Annotated in this window: 14 protein-coding genes; 4 read left to right on the forward strand and 10 right to left on the reverse strand. The window is 67.6% G+C overall.

Going from position 1 to position 18,047, the window contains the following annotated elements; all coding sequences use genetic code 11:
* Positions 1-230 precede the first annotated feature (230 nt).
* Positions 231-917 carry a Bax inhibitor-1/YccA family protein gene (locus ACWYRN_RS01945; RefSeq protein ID WP_488690894.1) on the forward strand — a complete coding sequence of 229 codons (687 nt, stop codon included), beginning with the start codon at positions 231-233 and terminating at the stop codon, positions 915-917.
* A 134-nt stretch (positions 918-1,051) separates the two neighbouring features.
* Entirely contained in the window at positions 1,052-3,700 is a 2,649-nt protein-coding gene (locus ACWYRN_RS01950; RefSeq protein WP_488690895.1) for a hybrid sensor histidine kinase/response regulator, read from the forward strand.
* Positions 3,701-3,831: 131 nt separating this feature from the next.
* On the opposite strand, the gene rlmD is transcribed toward ACWYRN_RS01950, so the two are convergent.
* The 7 genes from rlmD to ACWYRN_RS01985 form a co-directional block, all read right to left on the reverse strand.
* On the reverse strand, positions 3,832-5,196 hold the full coding sequence (rlmD, locus tag ACWYRN_RS01955) for a 23S rRNA (uracil(1939)-C(5))-methyltransferase RlmD (RefSeq protein WP_488690896.1): 1,365 nt from the start codon (positions 5,194-5,196) through the stop codon (positions 3,832-3,834).
* A gap of 165 nt (positions 5,197-5,361) precedes the next feature.
* Positions 5,362-6,414, reverse strand: coding sequence for an RNA polymerase sigma factor RpoS (gene rpoS, locus ACWYRN_RS01960; protein WP_488690897.1), 1,053 nt, complete (start codon positions 6,412-6,414; stop codon positions 5,362-5,364).
* A 9-nt stretch (positions 6,415-6,423) separates the two neighbouring features.
* The gene (locus ACWYRN_RS01965; protein ID WP_488690898.1) at positions 6,424-7,356 is read right to left on the reverse strand and encodes a peptidoglycan DD-metalloendopeptidase family protein; all 933 of its coding nucleotides are present in this window, start codon (positions 7,354-7,356) and stop codon (positions 6,424-6,426) included.
* 33 nt (positions 7,357-7,389) lie between these two features.
* Positions 7,390-8,283 carry a protein-L-isoaspartate(D-aspartate) O-methyltransferase gene (locus ACWYRN_RS01970; RefSeq protein WP_488690899.1) on the reverse strand — a complete coding sequence of 298 codons (894 nt, stop codon included), beginning with the start codon at positions 8,281-8,283 and terminating at the stop codon, positions 7,390-7,392.
* Positions 8,280-9,053: a 5'/3'-nucleotidase SurE gene (gene surE, locus ACWYRN_RS01975; RefSeq protein WP_488692761.1), complete on the reverse strand. Its 774-nt coding sequence runs from the start codon at positions 9,051-9,053 to the stop codon at positions 8,280-8,282. Before surE ends, ACWYRN_RS01970 begins: the two co-directional genes overlap by 4 nt.
* A 145-nt stretch (positions 9,054-9,198) precedes the next feature.
* Positions 9,199-11,970, reverse strand: a complete 2,772-nt coding sequence (locus tag ACWYRN_RS01980) for a tetratricopeptide repeat protein (protein ID WP_488690900.1) — start codon at positions 11,968-11,970, stop codon at positions 9,199-9,201.
* A gap of 8 nt (positions 11,971-11,978) precedes the next feature.
* Complete coding sequence (locus tag ACWYRN_RS01985) at positions 11,979-12,587, reverse strand: toll/interleukin-1 receptor domain-containing protein (RefSeq protein WP_305825439.1); 609 nt, start codon at positions 12,585-12,587, stop codon at positions 11,979-11,981.
* Between the two features lie 180 nt (positions 12,588-12,767).
* On the opposite strand from ACWYRN_RS01985, the gene ACWYRN_RS01990 reads away from it, so the two are divergent.
* Positions 12,768-13,742, forward strand: coding sequence for an NADPH:quinone oxidoreductase family protein (locus ACWYRN_RS01990; RefSeq protein ID WP_229438692.1), 975 nt, complete (start codon positions 12,768-12,770; stop codon positions 13,740-13,742).
* A gap of 237 nt (positions 13,743-13,979) precedes the next feature.
* Here ACWYRN_RS01990 and yoaA read toward each other — a convergent pair whose 3' ends face one another.
* Complete coding sequence (gene yoaA / locus ACWYRN_RS01995; RefSeq protein WP_488690901.1) at positions 13,980-16,022, reverse strand: DNA repair helicase YoaA; 2,043 nt, start codon at positions 16,020-16,022, stop codon at positions 13,980-13,982.
* 27 nt (positions 16,023-16,049) lie between these two features.
* Positions 16,050-16,250 carry a YdcH family protein gene (locus ACWYRN_RS02000; RefSeq protein WP_056333185.1) on the reverse strand — a complete coding sequence of 67 codons (201 nt, stop codon included), beginning with the start codon at positions 16,248-16,250 and terminating at the stop codon, positions 16,050-16,052.
* A gap of 171 nt (positions 16,251-16,421) precedes the next feature.
* Between ACWYRN_RS02000 and ACWYRN_RS02005 the strand changes: the two genes are divergently transcribed.
* The gene (locus ACWYRN_RS02005; protein WP_488690902.1) at positions 16,422-17,186 is read left to right on the forward strand and encodes a PP2C family protein-serine/threonine phosphatase; all 765 of its coding nucleotides are present in this window, start codon (positions 16,422-16,424) and stop codon (positions 17,184-17,186) included.
* Between the two features lie 184 nt (positions 17,187-17,370).
* Here ACWYRN_RS02005 and ACWYRN_RS02010 read toward each other — a convergent pair whose 3' ends face one another.
* Entirely contained in the window at positions 17,371-18,033 is a 663-nt protein-coding gene (locus ACWYRN_RS02010) for a hypothetical protein (protein ID WP_488690903.1), read from the reverse strand.
* Positions 18,034-18,047 lie beyond the last annotated feature (14 nt).

An 18,047-nucleotide genomic window follows, 5' to 3' on the forward strand; every position in this document is an offset into this window, starting at 1 on the left:
TTGAGAACTCAATCAACCTTTGATTTTACCATACATGCGTCCATATAACCCAGAATGCGGCGGGGTGGGTCAAAGTGGCGGAATCGCGTTGGAAAAATGCCCGGTCGAGCGAGGCCGGTAGCTTGCGGTACGGAACTTATGAATAACTTAAACCGGCGGCCTGTCCATACTCTGCATGGCCACCGCATGCTATGCTGGCACCGAATTATCCTACCAACGGAGGCACACCCATGAACCCTATCCTGCAAAAGCAACCCGCGTACGACGTGGCGGTCGGCCAGGTCACGCGCAACAAGGTCCTGCGCAACACCTTCTGGCTGCTGGCCCTGTCGATGATCCCGACCGTGCTCGGCGCCTTCGTCGGCGTCACGATGCAGCTGCCGATGCTCGGCGGCGCGATGGGCTTCATCATCTTCCTGGCGGTTGCCTTCGGCTTCATGTTTGCCATCGAAAAGACCAAGGATTCCGCGGTCGGCGTGTTCGTCCTGCTGGGCTTCACCTTCTTCATGGGCCTGATGCTGACCCCGCTGCTGCGCCACACCCTGGGCTACAGCAACGGCGGCACCCTGATCATGACCGCCTTCGGCGGCACCGCCTGCGTGCTGGCCGTGATGGCAAGCATCGCCACCACCACCAAGCGCGATTTCTCGGGCATGGGCAGCTGGCTGATGGCCGGCGTGGTCGTGCTGCTGCTGGCGGGCTTCGCCAACATCTTCCTGCAGATCCCGGCGCTGACCATCGTGTTCTCGGTGCTGGCCGTGGCGATCTTCTCGGCCTTCATCCTGTATGACGTGCAGCGCATCGTCAACGGCGGCGAAACCAACTACATCAGCGCGACCCTGGCGATCTACCTCGACGTGTACAACGTCTTCACCAGCCTGCTGCGCCTGCTCGGTATCGCCGGCGGCGACGACTGATCTTTACGCTGAAACACAACAAGCCGGCCCGCGTGGCCGGCTTTTTTTCGCCCATTGCACATAAAAACAATTGCGCTCGGGCACGTAACTGACGTTGTCACGTATGATCGGTGCTTTCCATCATACCAACACGCATGGACGCCGCCCGCCTTTCCTACGACCTGCTGGCCAGCCCCGGCGCCATCCGTGCGGGCTACGCCGCGCGCGACTGGTCGAACAGCCCGGCCGGCCATCCGCACACCTGGGGCCCGGTACTGCGCAGCGCGGTCGGCATGATCCTCGATTCGCGTTTCCCGATCTTCATCGCCTGGGGCCCGCAGCTGGTCATGCTCTACAACGAGGCCTACGTCGAGCTGCTGGAAGCCAAGCACCCGGCCGCGCTCGGCACGCCGCTGCGCACGGTCTGGCCGGAACTCTGGAACGGCGTGCAGCCCTTGGTCGAGCAGGCAATTGCCGGCAAGCCAACCTATGGCGAGGACGTGCCGCGCATGATCCTGCGCGACGGCCAGCCTTTCGAGGCCTGCTTCACCCTCGCCTATTCGCCGCTGCGCGACGAGACCGGCGCCATCGGCGGCGCCCTGTGCGTGATCAACGAAACCACGGCCCGGGTCGCGCTCGAGCGGCGCCAGGCCCTGCAGTTGCAGCTGGCCGACCGCCTGGGCGGCCTGCTCGATACCGACCAGATCGCCGAGGTCGCCAACGAAGCGCTCGGCCAGTACCTGGGCGCCGCGAACATCTTCCACGGTGTGAACGACGACACGCGCGGCAGCTTCCGCATCCGCGCCCACTGGACTCCGCAGGGCAGCGGCGACCTGGTCGGGCGAGAAGCCCTGCATGCAGACTTCGGCCCCGAGGTCATGGCCGACCTGCGCGCCGGCCGTGCGCTGGTGGTCGAGGACGTCAGGACCGATCCGCGCACCGCCCCCTTCCTGGCGACCTATGAAGGGCTCGGCATCGTGTCGCTGCTGGTGCAGCCTTATGCGCGCAACGGCCGCCTGCTCGCCGGCCTGAACGTGCTCGACCATCGTCCGCGGCGCTGGACGACGGAGGAATGCAAGCTCGCTTCCGACATCGGCGAACGGGTCTGGAACGCCATCGAACGCGCCGACAGCGCACGCGCCCTGCGCACGGCCGTGGCGCGCCAGTCCTCGCTGCTGGCGATCTTCGAATTCCAGCTCGGCCTGGCTGACTTGCTGCGCCGCCTCGACGACGCCGACGCCATCCTGCGCGAGACCAGCGCCCTGCTCGGCCGCTTCCTGAAGGCCAGCCGGGTCGTCTACGGCGAGTACGACGCCGAGCGCCGCCAGGTGACGTTCCAGGCCAACTACGTCGATGGCGTCGACGCGCTCCACGGCAGCATGGCTACCGGGGACTTCGGCAGCAATTTCGCCACGCTGGAACGCGGCGAAACCTGGGTGGCCGACGACCTGGAGCACGATCCGCGCACCGGCGCACCCGCAACCTGGCCGGCCTATCGCGCACTCGACGTGCGCGCCGGCGTCGCCGTGCCGCTCAGCCGCAACGGCGCCCTGATCGCTTGCCTGTTCGTCAGCCAGGCCACGGCGCGGGCCTGGAGCGAGGACGAGCTGCGCGTCATCGGCGACGTCGCCGAGCGCGTCTGGAGCGCCATCGAGCGGGTACGCGCCGAGGAAGCCCTGCGCGCCGCCGACCGCCGCAAGGACGAGTTCCTGGCGATGCTGGCGCATGAGCTGCGCAACCCGCTGGCGCCGATCGCGGCGGCGGCCCAGCTGCTGAATCTCGATCCGCAGGACAGCGCCCGGGTCGCGCGCACCAGCGGCATCATCAAGCGCCAGGTGGCGCACATGACCGGCCTGATCGACGATTTGCTCGACGTCTCGCGCGTCACGCGCGGCCTCGCGGTGCTGGAACGCGCGCCGGTGGACCTGAAGGCGGTGGTGGCCGATGCCGCCGAACAGGTGCGCCCGCTGGTCGAGGCGCGCCGCCACGAGCTGACCCTGCAACTGGCGCCGGGGCCGGCCTTTGTCGAGGGTGACCACAAGCGCCTGGTGCAGGTGCTGGCCAACCTGCTGAACAACGCCGCCAAGTACACGCCCGAAGGCGGATGCCTGGGTCTGGCGATGGCCGTGGATGCGGGCCAGGCGACGATTGCCGTGACCGACAACGGCATCGGCATCGCGCCCGATTTGCTGCCGACCGTGTTCGATTTGTTCTCGCAGGCCGAGCGCACGCCGGACCGCTCCCAGGGCGGGCTCGGACTGGGGCTGGCGTTGGTGAAGAGCCTGGTCGCGCTGCATGGCGGCAGCGTCACGGCGGCCAGCGCCGGGCGCGACTGCGGCAGCCGGTTCACGCTGCGCCTGCCGCGCATCGCGGCGCCCGTCGCGTCCCCGGCCGCTCCGGCCGGGATGGCGGGCGACATCGCTGGCGCCGGCTTGCGGGTGCTGGTGGTGGATGACAACGTCGATGCGGCCAATACCATGGCGATGCTGCTGGAAGCGGCCGGCTACCGCGTGACGGTGGCGCACGATCCGCAGGAAGCCTTGACGCGGGCGCAGGCGGATGCCTTCGACGCCTGCCTGCTCGACATCGGGCTGCCGGGAATGGATGGGCACGAACTGGCGAGACGGCTGCGTGCCTTGCCTGCCACTGCCAGTGCGCTATTACTGGCGGTGACCGGGTATGGACAACCGGAAGCGACGCAGGCCGGCACGTCGGCGTTCGACGCCTACCTGCTCAAGCCGGCCGACCCTGTTCAGCTGTTTGCCTTACTCGTGCAACGTGCCAACTCCGACGGCAGATTGTAGGGTGGACGGATCGTCATCCAGGCCCCCAGCCTGAATGACTCCACGCGTTCAAGCGACATCATCAAAGCCATCACGTTCACCATGCGAACGTTCGTTGAACGCGTGGACGGCAAAGCCGTCCACCCTACTACTCAACAGCCTTGGCCTTGGATTTCCGCCAGCTCGAACACGCCGATCGACTCGACGTGCGAGGTGTGCGGGAACATGTTCACCACGCCCGCCTTTTTCATCACGTAGCCGGCGCGGTGCACCAGGATGCCGGCGTCGCGCGCCAGCGTCGACGGGCTGCACGACACGTACACGATGCGCTGCGGCAGGTAATCCGTGCGGCCGCTTTCGCGCAGTTCGGCCAGGGCCAGTGCCAGCGCGATCGCGCCGTCGCGCGGCGGGTCGATCAGCATGCGGTCGAAACGGCCGAGCTGCACCAGGTCGTCCGGCGCCACCTCGAACAGGTTGCGCGTGTAGAAGGTGGTCTTCGCGTCCAGGCCGTTGGCCTTGGCGTTTTCCAGCGCGCGCGTGGTGAGCACGGTGCTGCCTTCGATGCCGACCACTTCGCGCGCCTGGGTCGCCAGCGGCAGCGTGAAGTTGCCCAGGCCGCAGAACAGATCGGCCACGCGGTCTTGCGGCTGCACTTCCAGCAGGGTCAGCGCCTTGTGCACCAGGGCGCGGTTGATCTGGTGGTTCACCTGGGTGAAGTCGGTCGGCTTGAACGGCATGCGCACGCCGAACTCGGGCAGCGTGTAGTACAACTCGCGGTCGAGCGGGTAGAACGGATACACGGTGTCCGGCCCCTTCGGCTGCAGCCACCACTGGATGCCCCATTCGTCGGCGAATGCCTTTACCAACTCCTCGTCCTTGGCGCTGAGCGGCGCCATGATGCGCAGCACCAGGGCCGTGGTTTCCTCGCCGACGGCCACTTCGATCTGCGGCATCTGGTTGTAGATCGACAGCGAGCCGACCAGTTCGCGCAGCGGCATCAGCATGCCGCCCAGGTGCGGCGGCAGGATGTGGCAGTAGCGGATGTCGGCCACATACGACGAGGCGCGCTCGTGGAAGCCGACCAGCACCGTGCCCTTCTTCTCGACGTGGCGCACCGACAGGCGCGCGCGGAAGCGGTAGCCCCAGGTCGGGCCGTACATCGGGCGCATGATGTTCTCGGCCTTCACCTTCGACAGGTGCCAGAGGTTGTCTTCCAGCGTGCGCTGCTTGATCGCGACCTGGGCGCTCGGCTCGAGGTGCTGCATCGAGCAACCGCCGCAATAGCCGAAATGCTCGCAGCGCGGCTCGACGCGCATCGACGAGGCCTTTTGCAGCGTGACCATGCGGCCCGCTTCCCAGTTTTTCTTCTTGCGCTTGACCTCATAGCTGACGCGCTCGCCCGGCAGCGCATCTTCGACGAAGATCACCTTGCCCGGGGTCCCGTCCTCGTTCTCGAGGTGACCGACGCCGCGCGCATCCGCGTCCAGCGATTTAATATCGATAAAAATTTCTTGCATGGATAAAAATGAGGTAACGCGAATCGGAGGGACGTACGGTGGGCACTCCGTGCCCACGCGGAACGATGAACATTGTTGGCGGATCAAACGGCAAACCGTTGGCCCCGTTATGCCCCGCGGCCGACGATCAACGATCGAATACCACGGACAAAAAAACCCGCCGCATCATAACAAGGAATCGCGCACGACGCCACGTGCCGCCATCGCCCGCTTCAGCTTCACCAGCGCTTCCTGCTGGATCTGCCTCACCCTTTCTCGCGTCACGCCCATCTCTTCCGCCAGGGTTTCCAGCGTGGCCGGATCGTCGTTGTCCAGCCCGAAGCGCCGCATCACCACCACCCGCTGCTTCTCGGGCAGGCGCGTCAACCAGTCGCGCACCAGCAGGGTCATCTCGTGCTGCTCGGCGCGCGCATCCGGGCTGTCGTCGTTTTCCCCGGGCAGCATGTCCATCAGGCTGGACCCCGGATCGTTGTCGAGCGGCGCATCGAGCGAGGCGGCATGTTCCGACAGCGCCAAAATGTCCTGCACTTCTTCGGGCGGGCGCCCGAGCAGGCTGGCGATGTCCTCGACGCTGGCGTCCTTGCCGTCGTGGTGCTGGGCTTCGAGGTGGTACTTGGCGCGCAGCACGGCGTTCAGCTCGCGCACCATGTGCACCGGCAGGCGCACGGTGCGCGCCTGGTTCATGATGGCGCGCTCGATGCTCTGGCGTATCCACCAGGTGGCGTAGGTGGAAAAGCGGAAACCGCGCTCGGGCTCGAACTTGTCGATGGCGCGCATCAGGCCGATGTTGCCTTCCTCGATCAGATCGAGCAGCACCACGCCGCGGTTGATGTAGTGCTTGGCGATCGAGACCACGAGCCGCAGGTTATGCTCGATCATGGTCTGGCGCGCGCCGAAGTCGCCGTCCTTGGCCAGGGTGGCGAAGTGCGCCTCCTGCGTGGCCGTCAGCAGCGGGCGCGTGCCGATCTGGTTCAGGTAATGCTGGGTGGTGTCGGTGGAGAGCTCGGCGGCCAGCACCGTCTTCAGTTCGTCGACGCCGTCGGGCTCGGCGCCGGCGCCGGGCAGCACCGGGGCGCCGTCGCCCCCATCGGCCACCCCTTCCGGCGCGTCCCCGGGATAGCTGCAGGCGCCGCCCGCGCGAGACGCGCCGTCCCCCTCCAGCTCGTCAGGCAGATCGTCCGATACGTCTTGATCCCGGGAGTGCGGCGGCAGCGTCATTGGCCCTCTCTAGCGGCTGGGCAGGAACCTCGACGGATCGACCGGCTTGCCCTGCTGGCGAATCTCGAAATGCAGCTTTACGGTGTCGGCATCGGAATCGCCCATTTCGGCAATGACCTGGCCCTTGGCCACGTTATCGCCTTCCTTGACGACGATGGCGCGGTTGTGGGCGTAGGCCGACAGCAAGCTGTTGCTGTGTTTGACGATGACGAGGTTACCATAACCCCGGATGCCACTGCCAGCGTACATTACTTTGCCGGCGCCGGCAGCCATGACTTGCTGTCCGGCGCGGCCGGCGATGTCGATGCCCTTGTTCTTGCCTTCGTCAAAGGTGGCGATGATGCGCCCGTCCGACGGCCACATCCAGCTCAGCTTCTCGTCGTCGGTGGCGGTGACGGTGGCGCCGACGCGCGAACCGGTCACCGCGACGGCAGTCGCACCTGCGCCGGCGTTCACGACATTTTCCGCCTTGTCGCCGCGCTGGGCCTCGGCCACGTTGTCTTCGCTGTACGGTTTCTTGTCGGCGCGCGGCGTGGTCTTGCGCGGCGGCTGGGAACGGCTCTCTGGCGGCATCGGCACCGGCTGGGTCACGGTGCCGTTGCCGGCCACGCGTTCGCTGCCGGGCGGGTTCACGCGCAGTACCTGGCCGACCTTGATGTCGTCCGGGTTGGCCAGGTTGTTCCAGGCGACGAGGTCGCGGTAGCTCTGGCCATTGTCGAGGGCGATGCGCAGCAGGGTGTCGCCGCGGCGCACGGTGTAGTAGCCGCGCGCGTCCTGGCGCGGCTCCTCGGCGCGCGGGGCCGGCGCCGGACGGCTATGCGGTTGGGACACGGGACGCTCGACGACCGGCGCGCGGCGGGTGGCGGTATTGCAGCCGGCCAGCAGGCCGAGCATGAGGGTCAACAGGAGTAAAGGGTGACGGGTACGGATGCTTTGTTTCATTCTTTTCTAATACCTATTACAGACTGGCAGCGCTCAAACGGTGCCGGGGCGCAAGGGGACGAAATGGCAGGATTCCAGCGTCTCGCTGGCCCATTCGGACTTGCCGGTACGGGTGATCCGCTCGAGGCGCTGGACCTGGCCCCCGACCGGGGCCACCAGGCATGCGCCGATGGCAAGCTGCTCGAGCAGTGCGCGCGGCACTTCCAGGCCGGCCGCCGCCAGGATGATCCCGTCGAAGGGCGCGACCTGCGCGAGCCCGAGCATACCATCTCCGTAGTGCAAGCGGAGATTGGATATGCGCAGCGGCCGCAGGTTGGCCTTGGCCAATTCGTGCAGCGGCTTGATGCGCTCGATCGAATACACTTCCTTTGCCACCCGCGACAACACCGCGGCCTGGTAGCCGCAGCCGGTGCCGATTTCGAGCACGCGGCCGAGCGGGGCATCGGCGCCGGACTTGCCGGCGCGCATAGCCTCGATCATACGCGCAACGATATAAGGCTGGGAAATAGTTTGATTGTGCCCGATCGGCAGCGAGGCGTCGATATAGGCCTGGCTCGACAGCGCCGGCTCGATGAACAGGTGGCGCGGCACCGCCTCCAGGGCCGCCAGCACGGCGCCGTCCTTGACGCCCTGGGCGGCGACCCGCGCCACCATGGCGCGCCGGATCGCTTCGGTGGCCATCAAATCCGAACGCTGGGCCGCGGGGGCGCTTTGCGTTGCCTGCGGCGCATAGCCGGGCGGCTTGGGTCCGGGCGGCGGTGCCTTGGGCGGCTGGGCCGCGCCGCCGAGTGCGCGCGCGGCGTTCTGGGTGGCGGTCTGGGGCGTGGCCACCGGCGCCGGCGCGCCCGGCTTGCGCGCGCCCCCGGTTACCGAGGACAGCGGCAAGGGAAAGCGTTTGCCTTCCGGGGCGCCGGACCGGTCTGTCATGGCCGCCCCTCGCCGGGTGCACTCCCCGCTTCGTCCGCCAGGGCATGGGCCAGCAATTCCAGTTGCGGCCGGTGGGTGAGATCGATCTGCAGCGGCGTCACCGAGATCCTGCCTTGCGCCGTGGCGTGGAAATCGGTGCCTTCGCCGGCGTCGCGGCAGGCGCCGGGCGCGCCGATCCAGAAGATTTCGCGCCCGCGCGGGTCCTGCGAGCGGATCACCGGCTCGGCCTGGTGGCGGCGGCCGAGCCGGGTCGGCGTCAGCGGACCGAGCTGCTCGTAGGGCAGGTTCGGGATATTCACGTTCAGCAGGAAGGGCGCGGGCAGCATCTCGAAGCGGCGCAGCACCACGTCGCGCGCGGCGCGGGCGGCGGCATCGATGTGGGCCCAGCCCGAATGCACCTGGGAAAACGCGATGGCCGGGATGCCGAACAGGAAAGCCTCGGTGGCGGCGGCCACGGTGCCCGAATACAGGGTGTCGTCGCCCATGTTCTGGCCATTGTTGATGCCGGAAACGACCAGGTCGGGCGGCGCTTCCTGCATGCCGGTCAGGGCGATGTGCACGCAGTCGGTCGGCGTGCCATTGACAAAATAGAAACCGTTCGCGGCCTTGGTGACGGACAGCGGACGGTCGAGCGAAAGCGAGTTGGACGCACCGGAGCGGTTGCTGTCGGGCGCGACAACGATGATCTCCGCCACCGCAGCCAGGGCGTCGGCGAGGGCGTTGATGCCGGGGGCGAGGTAGCCGTCGTCGTTACTGATTAGGATTCGCATCACGCGATTTTACCTGAAGCAACTGCCGTATCGCGCACCGTCGGTACATAATTTCTGGCTCCCGGGGAGAGCCCGCAGGAGCGCCGTTGTCGCCGGACGACGCCCCGCCACCCCTTGCAAATCCGGCAACATCAAGCGGGAAGCACTAGCGCAAAGCCATCGAACGTCCGCCCGCCGCCTCGATCAGGGCCCCTTCGAGCGACGCCACCTCGTCTTCGGTAAACGCGAGCAGGGCATCCTTGTCGCCGTCCTCGAGGTAGACCTGCTTGATCAGGGTCACCCCGCGCCGCCGCAGCGCCTGCGCCACGCCGGGCCGCAGGATCGTTTCGCGCAGGCTGTCGGCCAGGGCGCGCGCTTCGCGTCTGCGGCGCGTGTCGGCCAGCCTTTGCAGTTGCGACAATGTGTGGTCGAGATGTTCGTGCGGCGCCTGCGCGGCCTCGTGCCCGCCGGCGCCGCCACGCGTGCCGTCGCGCCCTCCTTCGTGCGCAAGGCCGGCGTGCGCGAGCGCGGCACGCGCCACGGCGCCGTTGCCGGGCGCTGCCAGCCCGCCGGCGCGCGGCGCGCCATGGCCGCCCGGGCCGGCGGCGCCCGGATCGCGCACGCTGCGCGCGGCGCCGGCGTCAGGGCCGAAGCCCGGGCCGGCGGCATCGTGCGGCCCCGCCGACATGGCGCGGATGTTGAGCAGGCGGCTGCTGCCCTCTTCCACGCTGGCCTCGAGGCGCCGCGCCGCCTGGCTGTCGCCCTGGCTCGACAGGGTCCTGGCCAGCATCTGCTTGCTGCGCAGGGTTTCGTGGTCGTCGCTGCCGTGCAGGCGCTCGTGCAGGTTCACCACGTGCTGCTGCAGGCGCCGCGCTTCCTCCAGCTCGCCCTGCTCCGACAGCGTCGAGGCCAGGCGCAACAGGATGCTCAGGGTGTCGGGATGCTCGGAGCCGAGCCGGCGCTCGCGCGCCGTGGCGAGCGCCTGCTGCATCTCGCGCACCGCAACCAGGTCGCCCTGGGCGGCGAAGATCTCGGCCAGCGCCTCGCGCGCCTGCAGGGTGGCGGCGGCGTCAGGCCCGGCCTGGCGCTCGCGCACCCGCACCACGCCTTCCTGCAGCTTGCGCGCATTGCCGAGGTCGCCCATGTCGCGCAGCAGCGTTGCCAGCTGCTGGGTACAGCGCAGCGTGTCCTCGTGCTCGGTGCCGAGGATGCGCTGGCGCCCTTCCAGCACGCGCTCGTAGACCATGCGCGCGCGCGAATATTCTCCCTGGCGCGCCAGGGTGCGCGCCTGCCCGGCCAGGGCGTCGAGGGTGGCGATGTGGCCCGGGCCGTAGAGCCGCTCGCAGGCCTCGACCACGGATGCGTGCAGCGCCAGCGCGCGCGGGAATTCCTCGACCTGGGCCAGGGTGGCGGCCAGGCCTGAGCGCGCGGCCAGGGTCTCGGCATGCTCTTCGCCGGCGCCGAGCACGCAGTGTTCGAGCAGCAGTTCGTACTGGGAGCGGGCGTCGCGCAGGCGGCCCGTCTCGCGCAGCAGCGACGCCAGCGCCGAGCGGCTGGCGCGGGTGTCGGGGTGGGTGTCGCCGAACAGGCGCTGGCGCAGCGCGGTGCTCTCTTCGAAGCATTCCTGGGCCTGGGCCATCCGCCCCTGGGCACGCTGCAGCTCGCCCAGGCCCAGCAGGTCGCGCGCCAGCGGCGCCGCGTTCGGGTCGGGGGCGCCCGGGCCCGGCAGGCCTGCGCCCTGCCCGCCGGCGGCCAGCGCCCTGCGGCTGGCGCCGATGGCATCAAGCAGCGCCAGCTCGGCGCGCGACTGCCAGGGGAAATGCCCCCCCTCCAGCCAGCCCAGCAGGGCCGCCACGCTGCGCGCCGGCGCATGGCAATCGGCATCGCGCCCGGCGCCCGCGGCGAAGGGTTCGCCCGGCGCGCCGGGCGCCATCGAAGCCGCCGCGGCCACCGAGGCCAGCAGCGGCACCTCGTCGAGGTAGCTGTCGAGCGAAAGCTGGGACAGGCCGTAGCAGTTGCGCAGCAATTGTTCGAGCGCCGGCTGGTAGCCCCCGATGCCGCGCTGCGGGTCGCCGCGCCGCCACAAGGCGCGGCGCTCGGCGTCGGCGCCTTCGGGGATGCAGGGCAGCGGGTAGACCAGCAGCGGGCGCTGCTCGTCCTCGTGGCTGCAGCGGTACTCGACGGCGCGCGTCACCACGCCGGCCAGTCCTTCGAGGCTGCGACCGCCCGGCGTGAACAGCCCGACCAGGCGCCCCGGCAGCAGCGTGGTGCAGACGCTGACGGCGGCCGAGCGCCCGCCACGCGCATCGACCAGCACGTGGCGGAAGTGGCGCGCCAGGTGCGCGGCAAAGGCGCGGTACAGCGCCGGGCAGGCTGCGAACAGGCCGTCCCAGTCCATGCGGTCGGCGCGCTCGCCGTAGCTGTCGTCGAAGCGGCCGGCGCGCATCAGGTACAGCGAGCGGCTCTGGTCGACCCGTTCGACGTAGGCTTCCCAGTCGATCGCTTCCAGCACCAGGCGCGCCCTTTCCTCGTGGTCGAGGTCGGCGCCGGCGCGGCCCAGCGACTGCAGCTGTTCGCGGCAGGCCTCGAAGTATTCGAGGAGTCCGGGCCGGGCCGCGTCAGGCCGGGCGCCGGGACCCATGCCGGGGCGCAGGTCGCTGCGCGCGCCGGGGTGCGTGTCGAGCCGCATGCCGGGCCGGACCTCGGGCCGCGGGTCGGCGAAACGCTCGTCGCACGCCGGGAAATAATGGTGCAGGCCGGGCGCCTCGGTATCCCAGTCGATCATCAGCACCGGCACCGTGGCGTTCTGCCCGGCCGCCAATTGGACGGCGGCATGCGCCAGCGCGGCGCTGCGCGCGGCGCCATGCTCGAAGGAGTAGAAGGTGGTGACTTCGCCGGGCCGGGGAATCGGCGGCAGCGTCAGGCGGTTGATTTCCATGTAGCTCCTCATTTTTTCGGGAAAGTGAGATCCGGGATGGCGCGCCACTCGGGTGGGACATCGGGGAGCACGAATTGGTTGCAATCATGACCAGGCGGCGTATGGCGCTTCTGGTACTGGTAATGGGTGGCGATGCGCTTGACCATCTTGTTGATGTCGGGGAGGAAATCGGGATTCGATTTCAGGTCGGCGGTCGCCATGGTGAAATGCGAGAAGTCGACGTAGAAGCTGGACGACGCGATCTGCGGCGGCAGCCGGTCGGGGTGCTGGGTCATGATGACCGGGATGATCAGGTGGCTGGGCAGCGTGTACCAGGTGCTGCGCTCGGCCTCGATGAGGCGCATGGCCGCGTATTCGCGGCGCGTGTAGGCATGCGCCTCGTACTTGGGCGTGTAGATGAGGATCATGCAGACGCTTTCGCACATGGCGCGCGCGATCCTGCCGTCGAGGTCGTCGCCGCCGCCGAGCTGTTCGGTGTCGACGAAGAGTTCTTCTTCGTTGTCGAAATACGGTTCGAGATAGCATTGCAGCGCGTCGACCAGCGCGGCCTTGAAATGCTGCATCAAGCCGTGGCGCCCATGGGCGTAACTGAAGAAGCAGCCGTACCGGATTGCCATTCGATTCCCCTGTTCAATACGCCCGCGGCGCGCACGCGCATCCACCACTCTAGCGCCGCATACCCCCGTCGCTTTGCGTGCGAACAAACCTGCCCGGAGCAGGCCCGGGCCAACACCGGATCGTTCACTGAGGCATAATTGGCAAGATTCGCGACCATCAACACAACAACAGGAGATGCAATGAAAGCGATCGTATGCAAGGACTGGGGCCCGCCCGACAGCCTGGAACTGCAGGACCTGCCCGACCTCGTGCCGCAAGCCGGCGAAGTCGTGGTCGAGGTGCGCGCGGCCGGGGTCAACTTCCCCGACGTGCTGACCGTGCAGGGCAAGTACCAGTACCGTCCCGAACTGCCCTTCACGCCGGGCAACGAGTTCGCCGGCACCGTGCGCGCGGTGGGCGAAGGCGTGAGCCACTTCAAGGCCGGCGACCGGGTGATCGGCTTTGCCCGCAGCGGCGCCTTTGCCGAGCAGGTGCGCGCCCCGGCCGACGTCTTGATGCCGATGCCGCCCGACATGGACTTCGACATCGCCGCGGCGATCACCCTCACCTATGGCACCTCGCACCATGCGGTGGTCGACCGCGCCCAGCTGAAGGCCGGCGAAACCATGCTGGTGCTGGGCGCGGCCGGCGGTGTCGGCCTGGCGGCCATCGAGATCGGCAAGGCCCTCGGTGCGCGCGTCATCGCGGCGGCATCGAGTGCCGAGAAGCTGGAAGTCTGCCGCGCGCATGGCGCGGACGTGCTGATCGATTATTCGAAAGAAGACCTGCGCGAGGCACTGAAGGCGGCGACCGGGGGCAAGGGTCCGGACGTGATCTACGATCCGGTCGGCGGGCCGTACACCGAGCCGGCGTTGCGCTCGATCGCCTGGCGCGGGCGGCACCTGGTGATCGGCTTTGCGGCGGGCGAGATTCCCAAGCTGCCGTGGAATCTGATGCTGCTGAAGGGTGCGTCGGTGGTCGGCGTGTTCTGGGGCGAGTTCGCAAAGCGCGAGCCGAAGGCAAACGTGGCCGCGATGCGCGAGATGCTGGGCTGGATGGCCGAAGGAAAACTCAAGCCGCTGGTGTCGCAGCGCTATGCGCTGGCCGAGACGGCGCAGGCCTTGAACGACATGGCCGATCGGAAGGTGACCGGCAAGGTCGTGATCGTCCCGTAATTGGTAGGGTGGACGGCTCCGCCGTCCACGCGTTCAACCGGCGCTTGATATTGTGGGGGGTCTTTGATGCCGGGGGCATCAACAACATGCCCACGCATGAACGTCATTCATTGTTGGCTTCTACCGGGATCGTCCACTGCTCACGCTTTACGCGTGGGCACAGGAGCGCCCACCCTACTTATTTAAACGCTGGCTGAACGCGTGGACGGGGAACCCGTCCACCCTACGAATCGACGACTATTCGGCGTCCGGCTTGAAGAACCTGATCACGTCTTCCTGCACGCGCGTACGCTTGAACGGCGGCAGGCTCTGCCAGATGCGCCGGCCATACGGCCTGCTGATCAAACGCGGATCGCAAATCATCAACACCCCGCGGTCATCGACGTCGCGGATCAGGCGCCCGGCGCCCTGCTTCAGCGTAATGATCGCTTCCGGCAACTGGTGGTGCATGAAGCCGTTCAGCCCCTGCTTTTCCATCACCTCGATGCGCGCCGCCAGCACCGGATCGTCGGGCGGAGCAAACGGCAGCTTGTCGATGATCACCAACGACAGCGCATCGCCGCGCACGTCCACGCCTTCCCAGAAACTCTGGCTGCCGACCAGCACCGCATTGCCCGCGTTGCGGAAGGAATCGAGCAGTTCGGTGCGCCCACGCTCGCCCTGCACGAACAGCGGGAAGTCGAGCCCGCGCTCGGCAAACTCGGTGCGCAGGCGTTCGGCCACCCGGTTCACGGCGCGGATCGTGGTGCACAGGAAGAAGGTGCGCCCGCCGGCCGCCTCGATGACCGGCAGCGCGTGGTCGACCACGGCATCGGTGTAGCCCATCGAGTTCGGTTCCGGCAAACCGGTCGGCACGTACAGCACGCCCTGCTCGCCGTAGTTGAACGGGCTCGGCCAGGTGCGCGCCGGTTCGCCGGTCAAGCCCATCTGGTCGGAGAAGTGTTTGAAGTCGTTCTTCACCGCCAGCGTTGCCGAGGTAAAAATCCAGCTGCGCGGATTACCCTCGCGCTGGTTCTGGAAGATCGGCGCGATCGACAACGGCGTCTTGTGCAGCTGCAGCGAGGAATTGAAAGCCTCGACCCAGAGCACGGCCTGTTCGGCCTCAGCACCCTTGGCCTTCGGGTCTGCCTTCCAGGCATCGTAGGCGGCTTTCAGCTCGACCGCGCGCACGCGGCAGGCTTCCAGGGTTTCGGCACGCTCGGCCTGCTCTTCGAGCACGTCGATCAGGCCATCGAGTTCTTCCTTGAGCTTGACCAGCGCCGGGAAGAAGGCGGAGGTCGGCAACACCTGGGGCAGCGACAAACGGGTGCTGCCTTCCGGGAAGGTCAGGCGCAGATCGCGCGCGGCCTTTTCGACCACGGTGACGATCTTGGCCCAGTCCGGACCGCGCGCATGCGCCAGGCCTTCGGCCAGCACGTCGCGGCACAGTTCCAGCACCTGCGAGGTCGACACCGACTGGCCGAAGAACAGGGTCGCGGTATCGGGCAGCTGGTGCGCTTCGTCGAAGATGATGGTGTTGGCCGACGGCAGCAGTTCGGCCACGCCGGTGTCCTTCAGGGCGACGTCGGCGAAGAACAGGTGGTGGTTGACCACGACCACGTCCGCCTGCTGGGCTTCGCGGCGTGCCTTCATGACGAAGCAGTCCTGGTAATACTGGCACTCGGCGCCCATGCAGGTGTCGCGCGTGGACGTGACCAGGTTCCAGACCGAGGCGTTTTCCGGCACCTTGGCCAGTTCCGCCTTGTCGCCGGAACTGCTCATCTTGATGAAGCGCGAGATTTCGCGCAGGTGGCCGACGTCGTCGCGCGAGGTCAGGCGCCCGTTCTGCAGCGTGCGCTCCAGGTGGAAATGGCAGAGGTAGTTCGAGCGGCCCTTCAGCAGCGCCACCGATACGGGGGCCTTCAGGGCTTTGCGGATGGTCGGAATATCGCGCAGGAACAATTGATCCTGCAAGTTCTTGGTCCCGGTCGAGACGATGGTCTTGCCGCCCCACAGCAGCGCGGGCACGAGGTAGGCAAAGGTCTTGCCGGTGCCGGTGCCGGCCTCGGCCATGAGCACTTGCTGGCCGTCGATGGCGGCGGCGATGGCTTTCGCCATTTCGGTTTGCGACTGGCGCGGCTTGAAGGTGCCGACAGCGGGCGCGAGCGGGCCGCCGACGCCGAACAGGCGGTCGATTTCTTCGTCGTACTTGCCGACCGGAGCGGCAGGCGCATCATCGGGAACGGCAGAGGACGAAACAACGGCGTCGGCAACGCCGGGCACAGGGAGGTGATCGGTCAAAATAGGCGTTTCAAGGAAGTGTAGGCCTCAGGCCGGCACATCCGGCACGAGTTGCATTTTCAGCAAGGTGATATGGTCTTTCAGCTGCAGTTTACGCTTTTTGAGGCGGCGCAATTGTAACTGGTCCGCGTGGCCATCCGCTGTCAGCATCGCGATGACCGCGTCGAGGTCACGGTGTTCCACGTCGAGTTCGATAATGCGGCGCTGGATGTCTTGGACATCGGTCATGATGGCGGTTCCAAACAGGTTTTTCAACAGGCGGGGCGGCGGCGGGACTGCGGGCTGGCGTTGCACCGGATGAAGCTTGCAACACGGAGGCTTCTCGGTGCATAGTTTAATCTACGGCGACGTTGCCGCCAACAAAGATTGGCCGTCCAGCCACGGAAAGCATCAAAGTTTATGAATCTCTTCAAGATCGAAGCGGGAACTGCGCAACACATCGGGAACCGCCCGCGGCAGAACGACCGGGTCGCCATCCTGACCGGCGCCCGCGCGCCCGGCTATGTGCTGGCCGTGCTGTCCGACGGCATCAACGGCGTCGGCGGGGCCGAGCAGGTGCTGCACACGGCGCGCCAGGTGTTCGACAATTTCAAGCCCGCCGAGGGCCCGAACCCGGAGCGCCTGGCCCAGCTGCTGCGCGACATCGTGCACGAGACCCACATGGTGATCAAGATGAATGCGGTCACCACCGGCGAGGAAGCGCACGCCAGCTTCGTCGGCCTGTTGCTGTCACCGCACGGAGAGGCGGTGTGGGCGCACGTGGGCGATTCGCGCCTGTACCGCTTCGAGGATGGGCAGTGCGTGCTGCGTACCGGCGATGCGGCGTATATCGAGCACCTCGTGGCCGACCGGCTGCCGCTGGAATCGGCGCGCAACCACCGGCGCTCGAAGCTGTTGCTGAATGTGCTGGGGAACAGCCGCAAGGAGCCGTTCGTGACGGTTGGCATGCACACGGGAGCGGCGGCCGGGGATCAGTTTTTGCTATGCACGGATGGCTTGTGGCATTTCTTCACGGATGCCGAGCTCGGCGCCGCGATCGTGCGGGCGACCCCGCGCGAAGCGTCGGAACGGCTGATCAACAAGGCGGCCGAACGCTCGCAGGGCAAGTGGGGGAATTGCTCGATGGCCATCATCAAGTTGACAGCGCCGAACGGAGAGCAATAACGTAGGGTGGGCACTTTGTGGTGCCGGCATTTAGCCGGCCCCACTGCCCACGCGGAAGCCGGCATGGTGTTGGCGTCACAAACGGCATTGCGTTAGCGCCCGTTCCGAACACGATTGGGTCGGGATAGGCACGAAAAAGGCCGGTGGGCACGAGTGCCCACCCTACGAACGGCGACGCCGTGATTTATTGAGCGGGCGCCGGCTGCTGCCCCGCCGCCTTCTCCTGCTCCGCCTTCACACGCTTGGCTTCGCGCTCGGCCTTGCGCTGGGCGACCAGGCGCTGGCGTTCTTCGGACTTACGGCGCCGTTCTTCATACGCCGCGGCGTTCGCGGCGCGCTTCGGTGCATCGGCCGCTTCCTTCGCGGCATCTTCCTGGGCTTTCTGGTCATGGCGCGCCATGCGGCCGGCGACCGGCGACGGACGTGGCGGCGGCACGGCGGTCGGCACCTTCGGCGCGGCTGGTGGCTGGGTGGCGGCGCGCGCTTCCTCTTCCCGGTAGCGGGCCTCGGCCTCGGCCATCTGGCGGTCGCGTTGCTCGACCTTGAACTTGCGCTTGAAGTGCTCGGCGTCGATCTCGATCGCGCGCTGCACGGCCTCGGCGCTGCGGCGGCGTTCCTTGGCTTCGTCCAGGCAGTTATTCACGAAGAATTTGTCGTAGCAGACGGCTTCGCGCGCGGCGTAATTGGCGGCGATGGCGGCGCGTTCGGCGGCCACGGCGGCCAGGCGCTCGTCGGCCTGGGCCACCGAAGTGGTCGGCGAGGACGGCGCCGGCGGCAGCGCCTGGCGCTCGCTGGCGCAGGCGGCCAGCAGGGCCAGGACCAGGGTGGCGGCGGCGCTGCGCAACATGGACTGTGCTTTGT

This window comes from Massilia sp. BAP21, assembly GCF_057801335.1.

What these genes read in the sequence shown, in the direction of transcription:
- ACWYRN_RS01945 (WP_488690894.1), top strand. Translation starts at nt 231, where the DNA reads ATGAACCCTATCCTGCAAAAGCAACCCGCGTACGACGTGGCGGTCGGC.
- ACWYRN_RS01950 (WP_488690895.1), top strand. Translation starts at nt 1,052, where the DNA reads ATGGACGCCGCCCGCCTTTCCTACGACCTGCTGGCCAGCCCCGGCGCC.
- rlmD (WP_488690896.1), bottom strand. Translation starts at nt 5,196, where the DNA reads ATGCAAGAAATTTTTATCGATATTAAATCGCTGGACGCGGATGCGCGC.
- rpoS (WP_488690897.1), bottom strand. Translation starts at nt 6,414, where the DNA reads ATGACGCTGCCGCCGCACTCCCGGGATCAAGACGTATCGGACGATCTG.
- ACWYRN_RS01965 (WP_488690898.1), bottom strand. Translation starts at nt 7,356, where the DNA reads ATGAAACAAAGCATCCGTACCCGTCACCCTTTACTCCTGTTGACCCTC.
- ACWYRN_RS01970 (WP_488690899.1), bottom strand. Translation starts at nt 8,283, where the DNA reads ATGACAGACCGGTCCGGCGCCCCGGAAGGCAAACGCTTTCCCTTGCCG.
- surE (WP_488692761.1), bottom strand. Translation starts at nt 9,053, where the DNA reads ATGCGAATCCTAATCAGTAACGACGACGGCTACCTCGCCCCCGGCATC.
- ACWYRN_RS01980 (WP_488690900.1), bottom strand. Translation starts at nt 11,970, where the DNA reads ATGGAAATCAACCGCCTGACGCTGCCGCCGATTCCCCGGCCCGGCGAA.
- ACWYRN_RS01985 (WP_305825439.1), bottom strand. Translation starts at nt 12,587, where the DNA reads ATGGCAATCCGGTACGGCTGCTTCTTCAGTTACGCCCATGGGCGCCAC.
- ACWYRN_RS01990 (WP_229438692.1), top strand. Translation starts at nt 12,768, where the DNA reads ATGAAAGCGATCGTATGCAAGGACTGGGGCCCGCCCGACAGCCTGGAA.
- ACWYRN_RS02000 (WP_056333185.1), bottom strand. Translation starts at nt 16,250, where the DNA reads ATGACCGATGTCCAAGACATCCAGCGCCGCATTATCGAACTCGACGTG.
- ACWYRN_RS02005 (WP_488690902.1), top strand. Translation starts at nt 16,422, where the DNA reads ATGAATCTCTTCAAGATCGAAGCGGGAACTGCGCAACACATCGGGAAC.
- ACWYRN_RS02010 (WP_488690903.1), bottom strand. Translation starts at nt 18,033, where the DNA reads ATGTTGCGCAGCGCCGCCGCCACCCTGGTCCTGGCCCTGCTGGCCGCC.